Genomic DNA, 17,079 nt, shown 5'->3' on the forward strand with positions numbered 1-17,079 from the left:
ACTAAGAAATCATGAGAAAAATAATATATATATACTCAATTTTAATGTTAGGTTGCTCACTAACCTTTGCACAACAGACGCCTGCTGATAAACAGACTGAAGCAATTACAATAACTGGAGCAACAGTTCATGTAGGTAATGGAACGGTTATAGAAGAAGCAATTGTAATTATAGAAAATGGTAAAATTCAAACCGTAGCTGATGTTCGAACTTCAAACATTAATCCAAAGGGCAAAGTTATTGATGCATCAGGAAAACATTTATATCCTGGTTTTATAGCTACAAATACTACTTTAGGGCTCGTTGAAATTAATAGTGTAAATGCAAGTAACGATCAACAGGAAATGGGAAGTATGCTTCCGCATATTAGGACCTTAATAGCATACAATGCCGAATCTAAAGTTGTTGAGTCTATGCGACCAAATGGTATTCTTACAGCACAAGTAAAACCTAATGGAGGACGTATTTCCGGAACATCATCCATCATGCAGTTAGATGCATGGAATTGGGAGGATGCAGTAATAAAAGCAGATGATGGTGTACATTTAAATTGGCCAAGAAGTTTTAGTCGTGGTCGTTGGTGGCTTGGAGAACCAAGAGGTTTAAAGCCAAATAAAAATTACTCGAAACAAATAAATGATATTGCGAATTTTGTAAAAGAAAGCAAAGCTTATTTAAGTGGAAACCGCACAACAAAGAATTTACCATATGATGCCATGGAAGGTTTATTTAATGGTAATCAAAAACTATATATTCATGTAGATGATGAAAAAGGTATTACTGATGCCGTAAACTTTGCAAAGTCTAATGGTATAAATATGGTAGTTGTTGGCGGTTATCAAGCGCATTTAGTAGCATCTATGCTAAAAAACAACAATATTCCAGTATTAATAAATCGTACACATTCAACACCTGCAAATGAAGATCAAGATTATGACTTACCATATAAAAATCCAAAATTATTAGCTGATGCTGGAGTTTTGGTTGGAATTCATGGGCACAATTCAAATTTTCAAACACGTAATTTACCATTTTATGCTGGTCAAGTTGTGGGGCAAGGAATGAACAAAGAAGATGCATTAAAACTAATCACGTCTAACATTGCTAAAATACTAGGAATTGATGACCAATTAGGCACCATAGAAGTTGGCAAAAATGCTACCCTATTTATTAGTGAAGGTGATGCTTTAGATATGAGAACTAACATTTTAACTCATGCATTTATTGATGGTCGTGCTATAAGTTTAGAAACGCATCAAACCAAATTATGGAAACGTTATTCTGAAAAATATAAGAGCCAAGATTAATTTGTCTCAAACTAATAAAAAAGACCTGTCAAAATGTAAACTTTGACAGGTCTTTTTTTATAATACTATTTCAATTTTAGTTTATAACCTCAGCACCTTTTGGTTTTGTGAATGTAGAGGCATCATTCTTACTATCGGTTATAAGAACATTAGTAAAGTCAAGATCGTTTCGTTTTGTCGTTGGCTTATTATCTTTATACTCATACCAAGTCAAACGTTTTGGAAGTTTTAATCCATTTATTTTTTGCCAATCTGTGTATTTAATAAAGTGAAACTCCTTCTCTTTTTGTTTAGAGAAATATGTCACTGTATATCCTAACCAAACCATTTCATTAGTTTTAGAATCGTAATATAATATGTATTCATCATCAGGTGATTCTCCTACTCCACTTTCATATGAAATTTTAATTCCAGGATATTTTATCCCTTCAAATAGTAATGGGTCTACATCTTGATAAACAATGCCGTCATCAGCTAAGATAAATGGCATGGCATAAAAATAGAACATTAAGTTATAATAGAATTTCGCATTCCCCTTATACGCCTCATCTTCTTTACTATTTAACCAAACATTTTCACCATCATAACCAATCGTGTGATTTGTCATTTCAATTAGAGAATAGCGATTGTGCAAATCTGTAGTTGTAGTTTCATCACCAGATGCTCTAGGCATTGTGAATTTTAGTGTTTGCATACTTCTCCAAGTATCCAATCCGCCATGAGCAGCAAAAATGCTAGCAACATTTTCCGGATAAATACTCGTTGTGACATCCAATTCCTTTTCGGAGTAATCCACAGACACCACTGTTTCTGCAGTTTTATTGTCTTTACAAGATGCTAAAACAATTAGTGCGATTAATCCTAAACTTTTAAGATTCATATGATGGTTATATTGGTTGTTGTGCTAAGACGAAGATAGTGAGAATAGTTTACAAAAAAAGTCTCAAAAAGAATCTTAAGCTCATTTCAATCGTATACATTGGGACTATTCTATAATGAGTTTCTTGACTAAACTTCTATCCTTAGTGTGCACTTTCACGAAATACATTCCGTTTTGTAATTCAGAAACATCTAGATGCATTCGATTCCCTTCGGAAATTTGTTTTTCTAAGATTAACTTGCCTTGAATGTCAATAACTGTTGCTATTACATTTCCGAAGTTAGAAGCATTCATTTCCATTATGACCTTATCCTTTGCTGGATTTGGGAACATTTCGAATGCTATGACAACTTTCGCATTAAGGATTTAGTGTTTAAAAGTGTAAATTTGTCGACAATACTATAAATCGAATAATTCAAATAATGCACCATAAAGAGATTACAAGCACACAAAATCAATTGGTTAAACAGATTCTTGTTTTAAAAGAAAAATCTCGTGAACGACGAAAATCTGGTCTCTTTATTATTGAAGGTCAGCGTGAATTGTCTTTAGCGATCAAAGCAAATTACAGTATTGAGACACTACTATTCTATCCTGAATTATGCTCTGAAGGTGATCTCAATGCACTTAATACTTCAGAAATTGAACGCATCCAGATTTCAAAAGATGTCTTTCAAAAGTTAGCCTATCGCGATACCACTGAAGGCATTATCGCTATTGTAAAAAGTAAATCACATGCGATTGAAGGTTTAAAATTTCTGAAAGAAAACCCACTAATTCTAATAGCAGAAGCTCCTGAAAAACCTGGCAATATAGGCGCATTACTTCGTACAGCAGATGCTGCAAATGTAGATGCTGTTATTATAGCTAATCCAAAAGGAGATTTATATAATCCAAACATAATTCGCTCGAGTGTAGGTTGTATATTTACGAATCAGGTTGCAGTTGGAGAAACTTCTGAAATCATCGCGTTTTTAAAACAAAATAATGTGGCGATTTATTGTGCAGCTTTGCAAGCTTCTGTAGATTATCATACCCAAGACTTTACTAAACCAACTGCCATTGTTGTTGGCACTGAGGCAATTGGACTAAGTAATGAGTGGTTAAATCATTCCACTCAAAACGTCATAATTCCTATGCAAGGAGAAATTGATAGCATGAATGTTTCTGTTGCCGCTGGAATTCTTATTTTTGAAGCGAAAAGACAGCGTAATTTTAAATAATATATGACTTCAACTGCACTATTCTATATCATTATTTCGATTATCATCCTCAACTTTATCATTGATAAAATACTCGATGCTCTTAATGCCAAACATTATGACGACCCTATACCATCAGAATTAAATGATGTGTATGACGAAGCCGAATACAAAAAGTCTCAAGCCTATAAAAAAACCAACTATAAATTTGGAATTTGGAGTTCGTTATTCTCAATTGCATTAACGCTTGGGTTTTTGTGGTTTGACGGCTTTGAATATGTAGATAGCATTGCCCGAAACTATAGTGATAGCTCAATTATTGTGGCTTTGCTGTTCTTCGGAATCATTATGCTAGGAAGTGATCTCATCTCAACACCATTTAGTTATTATAAAACCTTCGTCATTGAAGAGAAATTCGGATTCAATAAAACCACAAAAAAGACATTCCTATTAGATAAAATAAAAGGCCTACTCATGATGGCCATTGTTGGAGGTGGCATTTTAGCGCTCATTATTTGGTTTTATGAACAAACGCAGGACTTATTTTGGCTCTATACTTGGGGAATAGTATCACTATTCACCCTATTTATGAATATGTTCTACTCCAAACTCATCGTGCCATTATTTAATAAACAAACCCCTTTAGAAGACGGAAGTTTGCGTGATAAAATTTCAGAATACGCAAAATCCGTAGGCTTTAACCTCGATAAAATATTTATTATCGATGGCTCTAAACGAAGTACAAAAGCTAATGCTTATTTCTCTGGCTTTGGTAGCGAAAAACGTGTCACCCTTTATGATACTTTGGTTAAAGAACTCGATGATGAAGAAATTGTCGCTGTACTTGCTCATGAAGTTGGTCATTATAAAAAGAAGCACATCATTTTTAATTTGGTTGCCTCCATACTATTGACTGGTTTGACTTTATACATCTTATCAATATTTATTTCAAATCCTCTGTTGTCAAATGCTTTAGGAGTTGAGATCCCAAGTTTTCATGTGGGCTTGATAGCGTTCGGACTTCTATACTCGCCTATTTCGGAAGTAACAGGTTTGGTGATGAATTACTTTTCACGAAAGTTCGAGTACCAAGCTGATGATTATGCCAAAGACACATACAAGGCAGAGCCTTTAGTCACGTCACTCAAGAAGCTATCTAAAAACAGTTTGAGTAATCTAACGCCTCATAGCTCTTATGTGTTAGCGCATTATTCGCATCCTACCTTGTTGGAACGTGTTCAAAATCTGCGTAGAGCTACATATTGATTAGTGACTGAAAAATGATTTACTTCGCTAACCTTAAATAACCTGACATACACAAACACATTATACCAAATTGCTTTGTGAGAAAAAAGAAAAGTGAGACTACTTCACATGAGTTAGGAATGCTATAGCGTTGTTGCCTAAACAATCAGCTTTTAACACATTTCCAAATTACTTAACCTGTTGGGTAAACGATAGACCATGACACCCTCGAATATGCTTTATTAGGCCATCCTTATCGAACTCAAATGACATAATGTTGGTACTAGTGTATTCGATCACTTTGAATCATACAGAAATTACGGAAGCTCAAGTTGAATAAGCCGCAAAAGGTATTAGTATTCACCATTTTTTCATGAGCTTGCCTAATGGCTATCATCACAATGTAAAAGAGAGATAGAGGTGTTAAACTGTCTCAGGATAACATCTATCGATTTCATTTTCAATTACATACGTCACATACCTGAATGTTTTGGTATTGGTTGCTTTCATAAATAAATTCCCCTTCAAGGACTATATGGATATGCAAATAATTAAATTCTGCATAGTGGTATATCCATTTATAATGTCTAACTTCGTTTTTGTTAAAAGAGTAAGTGTTTTCTTTCTTCATTTCTTACTTAGTATTAGCGTCTTTCTTATAGACAACCCAATCTACTTATTCTATGTTCTAGTTACTTATGGAAACAAATTAGTTATTAATTAAAACAGTACGATTATGATTAAAAAAACAACCGTATTAATTTTTTATCTCACGTTTCCAGTCTTTCTTTTTTCTCAGCAGTTGTCAAAAACTGTACTGATATCTCAAGGAAACGTTGAAAAAATGGAGTCCATGACTTTAGAATGGACCTTAGGAGACCCATTTGTTGAAACTATCATCCAAAAGGACATGGTATATACACAAGGTTTTTTACAACCAGAATTAATTTTCAGGACATCAAGTTTTGATGAAAAAATCAAGTTTCAGGTTTCAATATTTCCGAATCCTTTTGAAGCTTATTTAAACATAAAAACCACTAATGATGTTTCTTTAGAAATTGAATTGTTTGACTTAAACGGACGATCACTCGATCCGGAAATCATGACAGTTAAACCGGGTAATTATGTTTTAGAAACTAAGAACTTAGCTTCAGGAATTTATATGCTTAGCATATTTGACACAAGCACTAGCAAATTAGAACTTTATAGAGTTCTAAAAAAATAATAAATACTAATCAAACCAAACCAAAATGGAAAAATTTAAAATCATATTAATTTTTGTCCTCATTTCTATATTTTCAATACCTACAATTATTGCACAGACTATTCCTCAAGGAATGAAATACCAAGCAATAGCAAGAACTTCTGATGGCGACTTAATTAAAGAAAAGCCAATATCAATGATGATTTCTCTTCAAAGCAATGATGCTTCTAAAGCAGTGCATTATATCGAATTACATGACACTACAACTAACATGTTAGGCCTTTTTTCACTAACAATTGGGCAAGGAGAAGTATCTAAAGGTGAGTTTAATAAAATCCCTTGGAGTACCGAAGATATATGGATGGAAATCGCCATTAAAACGGATGAAGGCGATTTTAAAACGTTGAGTAGCACTAAATTGTTAGCCGTTCCTTATGCGTTTCATGCTGCAACTGCGTCAAAATTAGATAATGGAGTAAAAAATAAGATTGGAGTACCATCGCAAACCTGGTCGCTGTTTGGTAATTTAAATTCAGATGCTCTCATAGATAAATTAGGGACAACAGATTCTACAGACCTTGTAGTGGTAACAAATAATATTGAACGTTTAAGAATTACAGCCGATGGTCGAATTATAACGGGACCTGGGAAATTCACAATGGGTGGAAATTTAGAAGTACAAGGAGATAGTACGCGCATAAATAAGGATCTTTTTGTTGGAAGAGATGTGGTTTTAAATTTCGATGAAGGATTTAGTCCTAGAGGTGAAACAATAAATCATGGAAATTTTACTGTTAGAAACATGAGCTCTACGTTGCTAACCGGAACTTTGAATGTTAATAAAGCTACTGATCTAGATGATATATTAAATGTAGATGGAGAAACAGATTTAAATAGTGCATTAAGAGTTAATAATGCTAGTGCAACAAATTTAACTGGACTCTTGAATGTAGATGGAGAAACAGATTTAAATAGTGCATTAAGAGTTAATAATGCCAGTGCTACAAATTTAACTGGACTCTTGAATGTAGATGGAGAAACAGATTTAAATAGTGAATTAAGAGTCAATAATGCAAGTGCTACTGATTTAACAGGAACACTGAATGTAGATGGAGAAACAGATTTAAATAGTGCGTTTAGAGTTAATAACTCGAGTTCAACAAATTTAACTGGTACATTAAATGTTACAGCAGCAACAACTTTAAGTAGTACACTTGCCGCCAATGGGCAGGTTACAATTAATACTAATGTTGCTGGTGGACAAACTTCTTATGGAGCTTACCCATTAAGAGTTGAAGGAAGTGCACAAGGTGTGGCAATTAAATTGAATGCAAGTACTCCAAATAATGATAACAATTTCATTACATTTTTTAACAGTTCTGGTTCAGCCGTTGGGCGTATAGAAGGAGAAACACAAGCAGAACTTCGTGCAAGTTCAGAATATCAATGGCAAGAAGGTTTGGTAATTGCAGAAGAGGTAAAGGCCGCAGCAGATGTTGCCTTAGCTTTTATTCCAATGCCTGGTGTTGGAGTGGTAGCAGTTGCAACTGTATGTGTTCCATGTGTTGCAATGGCTGCAGCAGACTTAGTTTTAACCACAATCAATTTGGCAGACTTCTATGTTCATGTAGATGCAAATTATGGAGTAACTTATCAATCAGGGTCTGCTGATTATGCGGAATGGTTGGAGCGTCAAAATCCTAGTGAAAAAATAGTTGCTGGTGAAATAGTGGGTGTTTATGGAGGTAAAATCTCCAAATACACAAAAGACGCGAGACAGTTTATGGTCATTTCTACAAAACCGGCCATGTTAGGTAATATGCCAGAAGAAGGACAAGAAGGAAATTATGAAAAAGTGGCCTTCATGGGTCAAATACCGGTTAGAGTTAGGGGTTTTGTTATTGAAGGTGATTACATCTTGCCTTCAGGTTTAAATGATGGTACAGGTATTGCCATCTCTCCTAAAGAAATTAAAACTAATCAACTTGCAAACATAGTTGGCGTAGCTTGGTCTTCTAGTTATTCTGAAGGTGTTATCTCAACAATTAATATGGCAATTGGTCTTAATTCTAATGATGTTGCAAATGTTGTAGAACAACAAGAGCTGAGATTAACAGATCTGGAAGCTCGATTAATAGCTTTAGAAACAGGGACGGAGTATATTCCGAAGGCACCAGTAAAAGCTCAAAAAACACGAGCCGAAATTATGGCTGAAAATATGCCAGCTGAATTGAGCGATGAGGTTATGGAAGATGCAATAATTTACCTTAAAGAGCAGTATACAGCAAATGGTATTGATTACAACAAGTATCCAGCTCTCAAGAAAGTTTTCACAGATAAAGCATACCAATCTGAGATAATTAAAAAGACACAAGAAACTTATAAAGCAAATTATAAATTGATTATGGCTAGAGAAAAAACTCGCAATTAATTGAGATCATAGTTTTAATGTTTAAAGAGCCGCAATTGCGGCTCTTTTTTATTCTTTTAAATTTTATAGTGACCGTAGCTTAACTGAATTCATATAATAGTTTGCATCCTTCACAACGATGCATGAAGTACAAAATAAATTTATAACTTTGAACCAGCATAAGATATGTAGCTGAATCTTACTTCGTCTAAATCTGCACAAATCATATACAAACACATTGTGAGTATTTAAAAAACATCAATACAAACCAAAAAATAAATATGGAATTATTAGATAAACTAAATTGGCGTTATGCTACAAAGGCCATGAATGGTCAAAAAGTACCTCAAGAAAAAATTGAAAATATTATTGAAGCTATATCGCTTGCTCCAACTTCAAGTGGGTTACAACCCTTTGAAGTCTTTGTAATTACTAATCAAGAATTAAAAGAAACTATTAAACCGATAGCTTGGAACCAATCTGTCATAACAGATTGTTCCCATTTATTAGTATTTGCTGCTTGGGACACCTACACAGCCGATCGAATTAACAAACAGTTTGATTTGACAAATACTATTAGAGGATTTAAAAACGAAGGTTGGGAAAACTATCGCCAAATGTTATTAAGCAGTTATCCCCAAAAAGATGCTGAAGAAAATTTTAACCATGCAGCTAAACAAGCCTATATTGCCTTTTCACAAGCAATAGCTGCTGCGGCATTTGAAGAGGTTGACAGCACTCCGCTAGAAGGTTTTGATCCAGCAGCATTGGATGAAATATTAGGTTTAGGAGAAAAGGGATTGCGAAGCTGCGTTATGCTTCCCTTAGGATATAGAGAGTCTGAAAAAGACTGGTTAGTAAATCTCAAAAAAGTTAGAAAAAGCAGAGAGGATTTAATAACAGAAATTGATTAGCGAATAAAGAGCTACTCACACCAACATCTATAGTCAATTCCTGATTCAGTTCTATTTGGAAAATCATATGGGTTTTCCAATAGTTCGTTTTCTTTTATTAAGGTAGCAACTAGCCAACACAACTAATCATAGACAAACATTAGCTACAATACGCAAAAAAGTGAAGTAGATGACAATTAAAATAGATTCAAATTTAGAGTTAAGGCAATTAAAATTATCAGATGCTATTGATATTTTTAACGCAATTAGTAGTCAGCGAGAATATTTAAAAAAATGGTTACCTTTTGTGGCATTTACTCAAGAACTCAAGGACACTGAGAATTTTGTTAACTCGGTAGTGAATGCACCCGAAGATAAATTTGAATACACTTTTACAATTAGGAAACAGAATGAATTTGTTGGGTTGATTGGATTAAAAGACTCTGACAAAATAAACAGAATAACAGAAATTGGATATTGGCTGTCTGAAAAATTTCAGAAACAGGGAATTGTTACAAAATCAGTGAAGGAACTTTGTGATTTTGCGTTCAAAAAACAAGGGTTTAACAGGATACAAATAAAATGTGCAGTAGAGAATAAATCAAGCGCAAACGTTCCCAAAAGACTTGGGTTTAAATTCGAGGGAATTGAACGTGACGGAGAATTACTATCTGAAAACATATTCACTGATTTAGAAGTTTATAGTAAATTGAAAAACGATTAACAATCGAATCCGTTTGAAAAAAAATACAGTAGCTAACAACCTGTATAATTAATACTTCACTCCTACTTCAATTTAAATTTATATCTTTAATAAACTGATTTACTACAACTAAAAATCCTTCGGATTCTAAGTCGCACAAATCATACACGAACACGTATGCCATTAAATAAAACAAATGAAAAACTTATTGCATTATATTAAATCAAGAATTTCTCTGACCTCCGATGAAATTAGGCTAATAGAGAAACATTTTGTTTCAATTAATGTTCCATCAAATACAAGCCTTTTAAAGGCTGGAAATGTTGAGCGATACGTGTATTTTTTAAGCAAAGGAATTGTAAAAGGATATCAAAACATAGATGGTAAATTGGTCGTTCAGCATTTAGTATCTGAACAGAATTTTTTCACATCTTTAGATAGCTTTATGAGCGAAACCGCCTCCTCTGACTATTACGAAACCATTACTGATTGTGAACTTGTGAAAATTTCAAAAATAGACTTTGAAATTTTACAAGAAACCACTAATTATTGGAGTGATTTTGTAAAGAATGTAACCAACGAGCACTTAAGTGGCAAGTTAGAACGTGTTAAAGATTTTCAGGTTTTGACTGCTAAAGAGCGTTATCTGAAATTTTTAAAACAAAATCCAAAATTAGCTTTAAATGTTTCTGTAGAGAATATCGCTTCTTTTCTAGGAATGGAACCTCAATCTTTAAGTCGTATTCGCAAACAAATCACTTTCTAACAAATGTTATTTTTAAATCTTTAATTACTGTTGACCTTTGCTCAAACAAAAAATATAATTATGAGCAACGAAATTTCATTAGTAACAGGTGCAAACGGACATTTAGGTAATAACTTGGTTAGATTATTACTTTCTGAAAACAAAAAGGTAAGAGCAACGGTAAGAAACGTAAATAAAAAAGAACCTTTTAAAGGATTAGATTGTGAAATCGAGCAAGCAGATATTACCGATAGAGAATCCCTTAAAAAAGCATTTAAAGGCATCACCAATCTATATGCAGTAGGTGCAAACTTTAGTATGTGGGCTAAAGACCCTAAAACTGAAATCTATGACAACAATGTACAAGGGACTCAAAATGTGTTTGATATCGCAAAGGAATGTGGTATTAAAAATATTGTATACGTAAGTTCAGTAGCATCTTTGGACTTTACAAAATTGCCAGCAAATGTTGATAATGGCTATAATAAAGACAGGAGAAACTGGTATTATAATTCTAAAAATGATTCAGACAAACTCGCTTTGGAGTTAGGAAAAAAATATGGAATCAGAACTGTAGTAATATTACCTTCAGCCATGATTGGTAGTGAAGCTTATAAACTAAGTTATTCCAATAACCTTGTTTATCAAATTTTAAATGGAGAAATTCCAGTAGATACAAATGTCACATTAAATTGGGTAGATGTTAAAGATGTAGCCCTAGGATCTTACAACGCTATGCAGAAAGGTAAAAACGGAGAACGTTACATTTTAGCAAACGAACAACATACTTCAATGCAAGAAAGTGTAAAAATAGCATCTGAAGAATTTCCTGAATTAAAATTAAAAATACCAAAAAAAGCACCCAAATGCTTATTGTATTCTGTAGCAGCTTTAATGGAGTTTGCAAGTAAATTATCAGGAAAAGAACCACAATTGCAAAGACATTACTTAGATATGTTTTATGGCTTAAAACAAGATTATGATATCACAAAATCAAAGGAAGAATTAGGATTCAATCCGAAACCATCTAAAGAGGCATTAATAGAAGCTTTGGACTATCTACAAAAGGACTGGAAAAAGAAAAAGACGGCATAGTACACCTTATATAATTTATTGCTAGTTCTATCCCTCTTACGAAAACCCTCGCGGATTATCTATTCGGTTTGCATTTGCTAAACTAGATATTTAAACAGCGCAACTAATTCTAAACGAATATGTTGACTTTAACACAAGAACAAAAAGCTACTTATGAAGTAGCCAATGTGAAGACTGAAAAAGAATTCAAAGAATTCCATTACCCCACTTTTGAGAAAGTAACTGGTAAAAAACTAATTTCTGGTCAAACCTATGGTGTACAAAATATTAATTTATCGGAATGTCAAGTGGTGCCGTTCATGGTAAATTTTGGCTGGAAAAAGGTTTTCCTTTGTTAATAGAACAATTCAAAAAAGTTATAAAATAAGAACTACTGCCAACAAACTAAATAGTTCATTGCTGTTTCTTGGTCTACTTGGGAAATCCCTTTCAGATTTAAAAACGGAATTAAATAAACTGAAAGGCGAAGGGAATAACATAAACAACTTGCTCAAAACGGATAAAAAAACCAAAAAACAAAGCCAAAAAACCCATTGCTCATTTAATATCTTATTGGTACCTTAGTTCTATGGCTTAAGAAACATAGAAACCGAAAGTACCGATATTACAAAAGGCTGACAAAAAGCTCCTAAAAGTAAGTTATCGAACACTTACTAAAGAAAAAAAAACTCATCAACCAAGCGTTCGAGTTGGCTTTACTTAAGTGAGAAGTAAATTTGAAAAACTAAAAATTTAAATTATATAATTATGGTAAAATTAATCGCATTGTATGGTCATCCAGCAGATTCTGCTGCTTTTGAGGCCTACTATTCTGAAACACACCTTCCTATTGCATCTAAAATAAAAGGTGTAAGCCGAGTTGAACTCACAAAATTCATTGGAACACCTGATGGAGGTAAGCCCTCACAATACAGAATGGCCGAATTGTATTTTGATTCAATCGAAGAATTGCAAAAGCAAATGGGCTCTCCTGAAGGACAAGCTACCGTAAACGATATTCCAAACTTCGCAACTGGTGGTGTTGATGTAATGATTGGAGATGTTCAGAGCTAGCTCAGATTAAATTTAACTATAAGACGCTCTCCTCTCTATGGTTCTTATTAAAAACAACCTTTTTATAATGTCTTTAGTTCATCTATACAATGAAAGGAAGTCGTAATAACTGCATCCAGCAAAAGCTATACACAGTGCCGGTTAAGTAGTACTTGAAAGGTTGGTGATTCTTGAAGCGAAGGGGTTCTGCTTCGAAGTCTCAACACTACCATACCATACCCAAAACCGTTAGCTAACCACCAAAAATAATTTCATTTTCTTTTCCAAACAAAATACAAAAAACCCATTGCACATAAATATCTTATTCATACTTTAGTTCTATGACTGAAGAAGCCATCGAAAAAGAAAATGCAGAAATTGCGAAAGCCTACAAAGAGCTTCTAAAAGTAAGTTATCAAACACTTACTAAAGAAGATAAAAAACTCATCAGACAAGCGTTTGAGGTGGCTTTAGACGCGCATAAAGATCAGCGTAGAAAATCTGGAGAAGCGTACATCTTCCATCCTATTGCTGTGGCAAAAATTGTCGCTAGCGAGATTGGTATGGATGCAACTAGTATTGCGGCGGCTCTACTTCATGATGTCGTAGAAGATAATCCAGATTATACTAAAGACGATATCGAACGGCTCTTCGGTGAAACCGTCTCACGTATTGTAGATGGTCTAACCAAAATCTCGTCCTTAAGCAAGGAGACAGATGTCTCAACGCAAGCAGAGAATTTCCGTAAGATGTTATTGACGCTCAATGATGATGTACGGGTGATTATTATTAAAATAGCCGACAGACTTCACAACATGCAAACCATGGACTCTATGCGTCCTGATAAGCAAGAAAAAATAGCTTCGGAAACCTTATACATTTATGCACCTTTAGCACACAGAATAGGGTTGTATAACATCAAAACCGAACTTGAAGATTTAGGACTAAAATATACCGAACCTGAAGTCTATAACGATATCCTTGAAAAGCAAGAAGAAAGTAAGACAGAGCAAGACAAGTATATAAAAGCTTTCTCGAAAGTGATTGTAGATTCTTTGGATAAAGAAGGATTGAACTACGAAATTAAAGGTCGACCAAAATCGATTTATTCCATCAGAAAAAAAATCGTAAAACAAGGGGTCGATTTTAATGAAGTCTACGATAAATTTGCGGTTCGAATTATCTACAAATCCGATATAAAAAACGAAAAATTCCTCGCTTGGAAAATTTATTCTATAGTCACCGATCATTTTACGCCTAACCCAACACGCTTACGTGATTGGATTTCATCGCCTAAATCTACTGGATATGAAGCCCTTCATATTACGGTTATGGGACCAAAAAACAAGTGGGTTGAAGTTCAAGTACGTAGTGAACGTATGAATGAAATTGCCGAAAAAGGTTACGCAGCACACTATAAATATAAAGAAGGAAATACCGAAGATGCTTTAGATTCATGGATTAATAAATTGCAAGAAGCCCTAGAGAGCAACGAAAGTAATGCTGTGGATTTTGTCGAGCAGTTTAAACTGAACCTGTATTCAAAAGAAATATTTGTATTCTCACCTAAGGGTGATTTAAAGTCCTTACCAAAAGGTGCGACGCCATTAGACTTTGCGTTTAGCATTCACACTGAAGTTGGAATGAAAACCAGAGGCGCCAAAGTTAACGGTAGACTAGTGCCCTTAAGTCATGAACTTAGTAGTGGTGATCAAGTTGAAATATTAACATCAGAAACGATAAAACCAAATCGAAACTGGCTAGATTATGCGACCACAGCTAGAGCACGTAGTAAAATTAAATCTTCGCTTAAAGAAGATAAAAAGGGTGTCGCCGAAGAAGGAAAAGAAATATTGAGACGTAAACTCAAACAACTCAAAATCCCGCTTGATGAGAAATCGGTGAACGAAATGGTCCACCATTTCAAGCTAAAAACAAGCCTTGATTTGTTTTATCGCATTGGTATTGGTACCATAGACAACCCCATGCTCAAGGATTATGCATCCTCAAGGAGCAATGTGTTTATGAGTTACATCAAAAATAAAATTCGTAAACCAACGGTTGCACCAGACATTGATAAAGATGAGATCACGTCAAAATATGATCAGCTTGTCTTTGGAAAAGAAGAAGAAAAATTAGATTATAAATTATCGTCATGCTGTAACCCTATTCCTGGAGATTCCGTATTTGGATTTTTAACCATTAATGATGGTATTAAAGTCCATAAAAAGAATTGTCCAAATGCTCTGAGTATGCAATCCAATTATGCTTATCGTATCATGCAAGCGAAATGGATTGATTCTACGCAACAAGATTTTGCAACTCAAATCAAACTTTCTGGAATTGACAATTTAGGCTTAGTAAATAATATTACACAAGTGATTTCTTCTAATATGCTTGTGAATATGAAAAGCATCAGTTTTGAATCCGATGATGGCGTATTTACCGGCAAAATCAATGTAGTTGTGCCCAATAATACCATACTTAAAAAGCTTATAAACAATCTTAAAAAAATTAATGGAATAGATAAGGTGACGAGAGTCTAATACAAAATAAATTATGTAAATTTGTGCCTTGATTATGAGTAAAAAAACAGAACAGACTAACCAAGAGATTGTAAAAAACGTTTTTACAAAGTTTTTGGAAGATAAAGGTCACAGAAAAACACCTGAGCGCTATGCTATTCTGCAAGAGATTTACGATAGCGAAGAACATTTTGATATTGAGTCTTTATATATCAAAATGAAAAATAAAAACTATCGCGTGAGTCGTGCGACGCTCTACAATACTATTGAAATCTTAATGGAATGTGCCTTGGTGAGAAAACACCAATTTGGTCAAAATCAAGCACATTATGAAAAATCATACTTCGACAAGCAACATGATCATGTGATTATGACTGATACTGGCGAAGTTATCGAATTTTGTGACCCCAGAATTCAAACAATAAAAAAGACCATCGAAGAAGTTTTTGATATCACTATTTCTAATCATTCTCTTTATTTCTACGGAACAAAAAATAAACCAACTAACTAATTTCATACAATGGCAGTAGATTTACTACTAGGACTACAATGGGGCGACGAAGGCAAAGGAAAAATTGTTGATGTACTCACCTCCAACTACAACATTATTGCGCGTTTTCAAGGTGGACCAAATGCTGGTCATACTCTAGAATTTGACGGAATTAAACATGTGCTGCGTACTATTCCTTCAGGGATCTTTCACAAGGAATCCATAAACGTCATCGGAAATGGTGTGGTCATAGATCCTGTAGTTTTTGTACAAGAATTAGATGGACTAGATCAATTTAATTTAGATTATAAATCAAATTTGATAATTTCTAGAAAAGCGCATGTTATTCTTCCAACACATCGTTTATTGGATGCTGCTTCAGAAATATCTAAAGGGAAAGCAAAAATTGGTTCTACACTTAAGGGTATTGGACCAACATACATGGATAAAACTGGTCGTAACGGAATTAGGATTGGTGATTTAGAACTTGACAATTGGAAAGACAAATACAGAGCTTTAGCGAATAAACATGAAGCAATGATTGGATTCTACAATGTAGATATTCAGTATGATTTAAAAGAAATGGAAGAGGAATTCTTTTCTGCTGTTGAACGTCTAAAAGGACTACAATTTATAGATAGTGAAGAGTATTTAAACCAAGCTTTAAAAAACGGTAAGCCTATTCTAGCTGAAGGTGCACAAGGTTCATTATTAGATATCGACTTCGGAACGTATCCTTTTGTAACATCTTCTAATACTACTGCTTCTGGAGCTTGCACAGGTTTAGGAGTAGCGCCTAATAAAATTGGTGAAGTCTTTGGGATTTTCAAGGCGTATACTACACGGGTTGGTTCTGGTCCATTTCCTACCGAGTTGTTTGATGATACAGGAGCAGAAATGGCTCGCATTGGTCGTGAGTTTGGTGCCGTTACTGGAAGACCAAGACGTTGCGGATGGTTAGATCTTGTGGCATTAAAATATGCATGTCAAGTTAATGGTGTGACCCAATTAAGTATGATGAAAGGCGATGTGCTTTCTGGTTTTAAAACCTTAAAAATATGTACTGCATATAAATACAAAGGTGAAACTATCACACACTTACCATTTAATATTGAAGAAGAGAACGTCTCTCCTATTTATACAGACTTTAAAGGTTGGAAAGAAGATTTAACCAAAATGCGAAATGTCTCTGAGTTTCCTTCAGAATTAAATGACTATATCGAATTTCTTGAAAAAGAATTAGAGATTCCAATTACTATTGTTTCAGTAGGTCCGGATAGAACACAGACCATCAATAGATAGGTATTAAAAATCTGTTAAGGGATACTATTCCGAAGAGATAATAGTT

General features: G+C 34.1%; 16 protein-coding genes. 14 read left to right on the plus strand and 2 right to left on the minus strand.

What is annotated here, in order from left to right; translation table 11 throughout:
* Positions 1–11 precede the first annotated feature (11 nt).
* Positions 12–1,307: an amidohydrolase family protein gene (locus V7719_RS13460; protein ID WP_335730446.1), complete on the plus strand. Its 1,296-nt coding sequence runs from the start codon at positions 12–14 to the stop codon at positions 1,305–1,307.
* A gap of 76 nt (positions 1,308–1,383) precedes the next feature.
* Here V7719_RS13460 and V7719_RS13465 read toward each other — a convergent pair whose 3' ends face one another.
* Complete coding sequence (locus tag V7719_RS13465) at positions 1,384–2,187, minus strand: hypothetical protein (protein ID WP_335730447.1); 804 nt, start codon at positions 2,185–2,187, stop codon at positions 1,384–1,386.
* A 105-nt stretch (positions 2,188–2,292) separates the two neighbouring features.
* A complete protein-coding gene (locus tag V7719_RS13470; RefSeq protein ID WP_335730448.1) occupies positions 2,293–2,520 on the minus strand; it encodes a T9SS type A sorting domain-containing protein in 228 nt (75 codons plus the stop codon).
* Between the two features lie 89 nt (positions 2,521–2,609).
* Here V7719_RS13470 and V7719_RS13475 point away from each other — a divergent pair, with 89 nt between their 5' ends.
* The 13 genes from V7719_RS13475 to V7719_RS13535 all read left to right on the plus strand — a co-directional run bounded on the left by V7719_RS13475 (position 2,610) and on the right by V7719_RS13535 (position 17,033).
* A complete protein-coding gene (locus tag V7719_RS13475; RefSeq protein WP_335730449.1) occupies positions 2,610–3,410 on the plus strand; it encodes a TrmH family RNA methyltransferase in 801 nt (266 codons plus the stop codon).
* A gap of 3 nt (positions 3,411–3,413) precedes the next feature.
* Positions 3,414–4,655 carry a M48 family metallopeptidase gene (locus V7719_RS13480; protein ID WP_335730450.1) on the plus strand — a complete coding sequence of 414 codons (1,242 nt, stop codon included), beginning with the start codon at positions 3,414–3,416 and terminating at the stop codon, positions 4,653–4,655.
* A 715-nt stretch (positions 4,656–5,370) separates the two neighbouring features.
* A complete protein-coding gene (locus tag V7719_RS13485) occupies positions 5,371–5,859 on the plus strand; it encodes a T9SS type A sorting domain-containing protein (protein WP_335730451.1) in 489 nt (162 codons plus the stop codon).
* Between the two features lie 25 nt (positions 5,860–5,884).
* Positions 5,885–8,269 (plus strand): hypothetical protein, encoded by a 2,385-nt coding sequence (locus V7719_RS13490; protein WP_335730452.1) that lies wholly within the window; start codon positions 5,885–5,887, stop codon positions 8,267–8,269.
* 260 nt (positions 8,270–8,529) lie between these two features.
* A complete protein-coding gene (locus tag V7719_RS13495) occupies positions 8,530–9,162 on the plus strand; it encodes a nitroreductase family protein (RefSeq protein ID WP_335730453.1) in 633 nt (210 codons plus the stop codon).
* Positions 9,163–9,331: 169 nt separating this feature from the next.
* Entirely contained in the window at positions 9,332–9,865 is a 534-nt protein-coding gene (locus V7719_RS13500) for a GNAT family N-acetyltransferase (protein WP_335730454.1), read from the plus strand.
* A 175-nt stretch (positions 9,866–10,040) separates the two neighbouring features.
* On the plus strand, positions 10,041–10,610 hold the full coding sequence (locus tag V7719_RS13505) for a Crp/Fnr family transcriptional regulator (RefSeq protein ID WP_335730455.1): 570 nt from the start codon (positions 10,041–10,043) through the stop codon (positions 10,608–10,610).
* A 60-nt stretch (positions 10,611–10,670) separates the two neighbouring features.
* Complete coding sequence (locus V7719_RS13510) at positions 10,671–11,684, plus strand: NAD-dependent epimerase/dehydratase family protein (RefSeq protein ID WP_335730456.1); 1,014 nt, start codon at positions 10,671–10,673, stop codon at positions 11,682–11,684.
* 119 nt (positions 11,685–11,803) lie between these two features.
* Positions 11,804–12,022, plus strand: a complete 219-nt coding sequence (locus tag V7719_RS13515; RefSeq protein ID WP_335730457.1) for a hypothetical protein — start codon at positions 11,804–11,806, stop codon at positions 12,020–12,022.
* 409 nt (positions 12,023–12,431) lie between these two features.
* Positions 12,432–12,737, plus strand: a complete 306-nt coding sequence (locus tag V7719_RS13520; protein ID WP_335730458.1) for an EthD family reductase — start codon at positions 12,432–12,434, stop codon at positions 12,735–12,737.
* Positions 12,738–13,057: 320 nt separating this feature from the next.
* Positions 13,058–15,262 carry a RelA/SpoT family protein gene (locus tag V7719_RS13525; RefSeq protein ID WP_335730459.1) on the plus strand — a complete coding sequence of 735 codons (2,205 nt, stop codon included), beginning with the start codon at positions 13,058–13,060 and terminating at the stop codon, positions 15,260–15,262.
* A 34-nt stretch (positions 15,263–15,296) separates the two neighbouring features.
* Positions 15,297–15,752: a Fur family transcriptional regulator gene (locus tag V7719_RS13530; protein WP_335730460.1), complete on the plus strand. Its 456-nt coding sequence runs from the start codon at positions 15,297–15,299 to the stop codon at positions 15,750–15,752.
* A 9-nt stretch (positions 15,753–15,761) separates the two neighbouring features.
* Entirely contained in the window at positions 15,762–17,033 is a 1,272-nt protein-coding gene (locus V7719_RS13535; protein ID WP_335730461.1) for an adenylosuccinate synthase, read from the plus strand.
* Positions 17,034–17,079 lie beyond the last annotated feature (46 nt).

The organism is Psychroserpens sp., from assembly GCF_036960315.1.
Lineage (GTDB): Bacteria > Bacteroidota > Bacteroidia > Flavobacteriales > Flavobacteriaceae > Psychroserpens.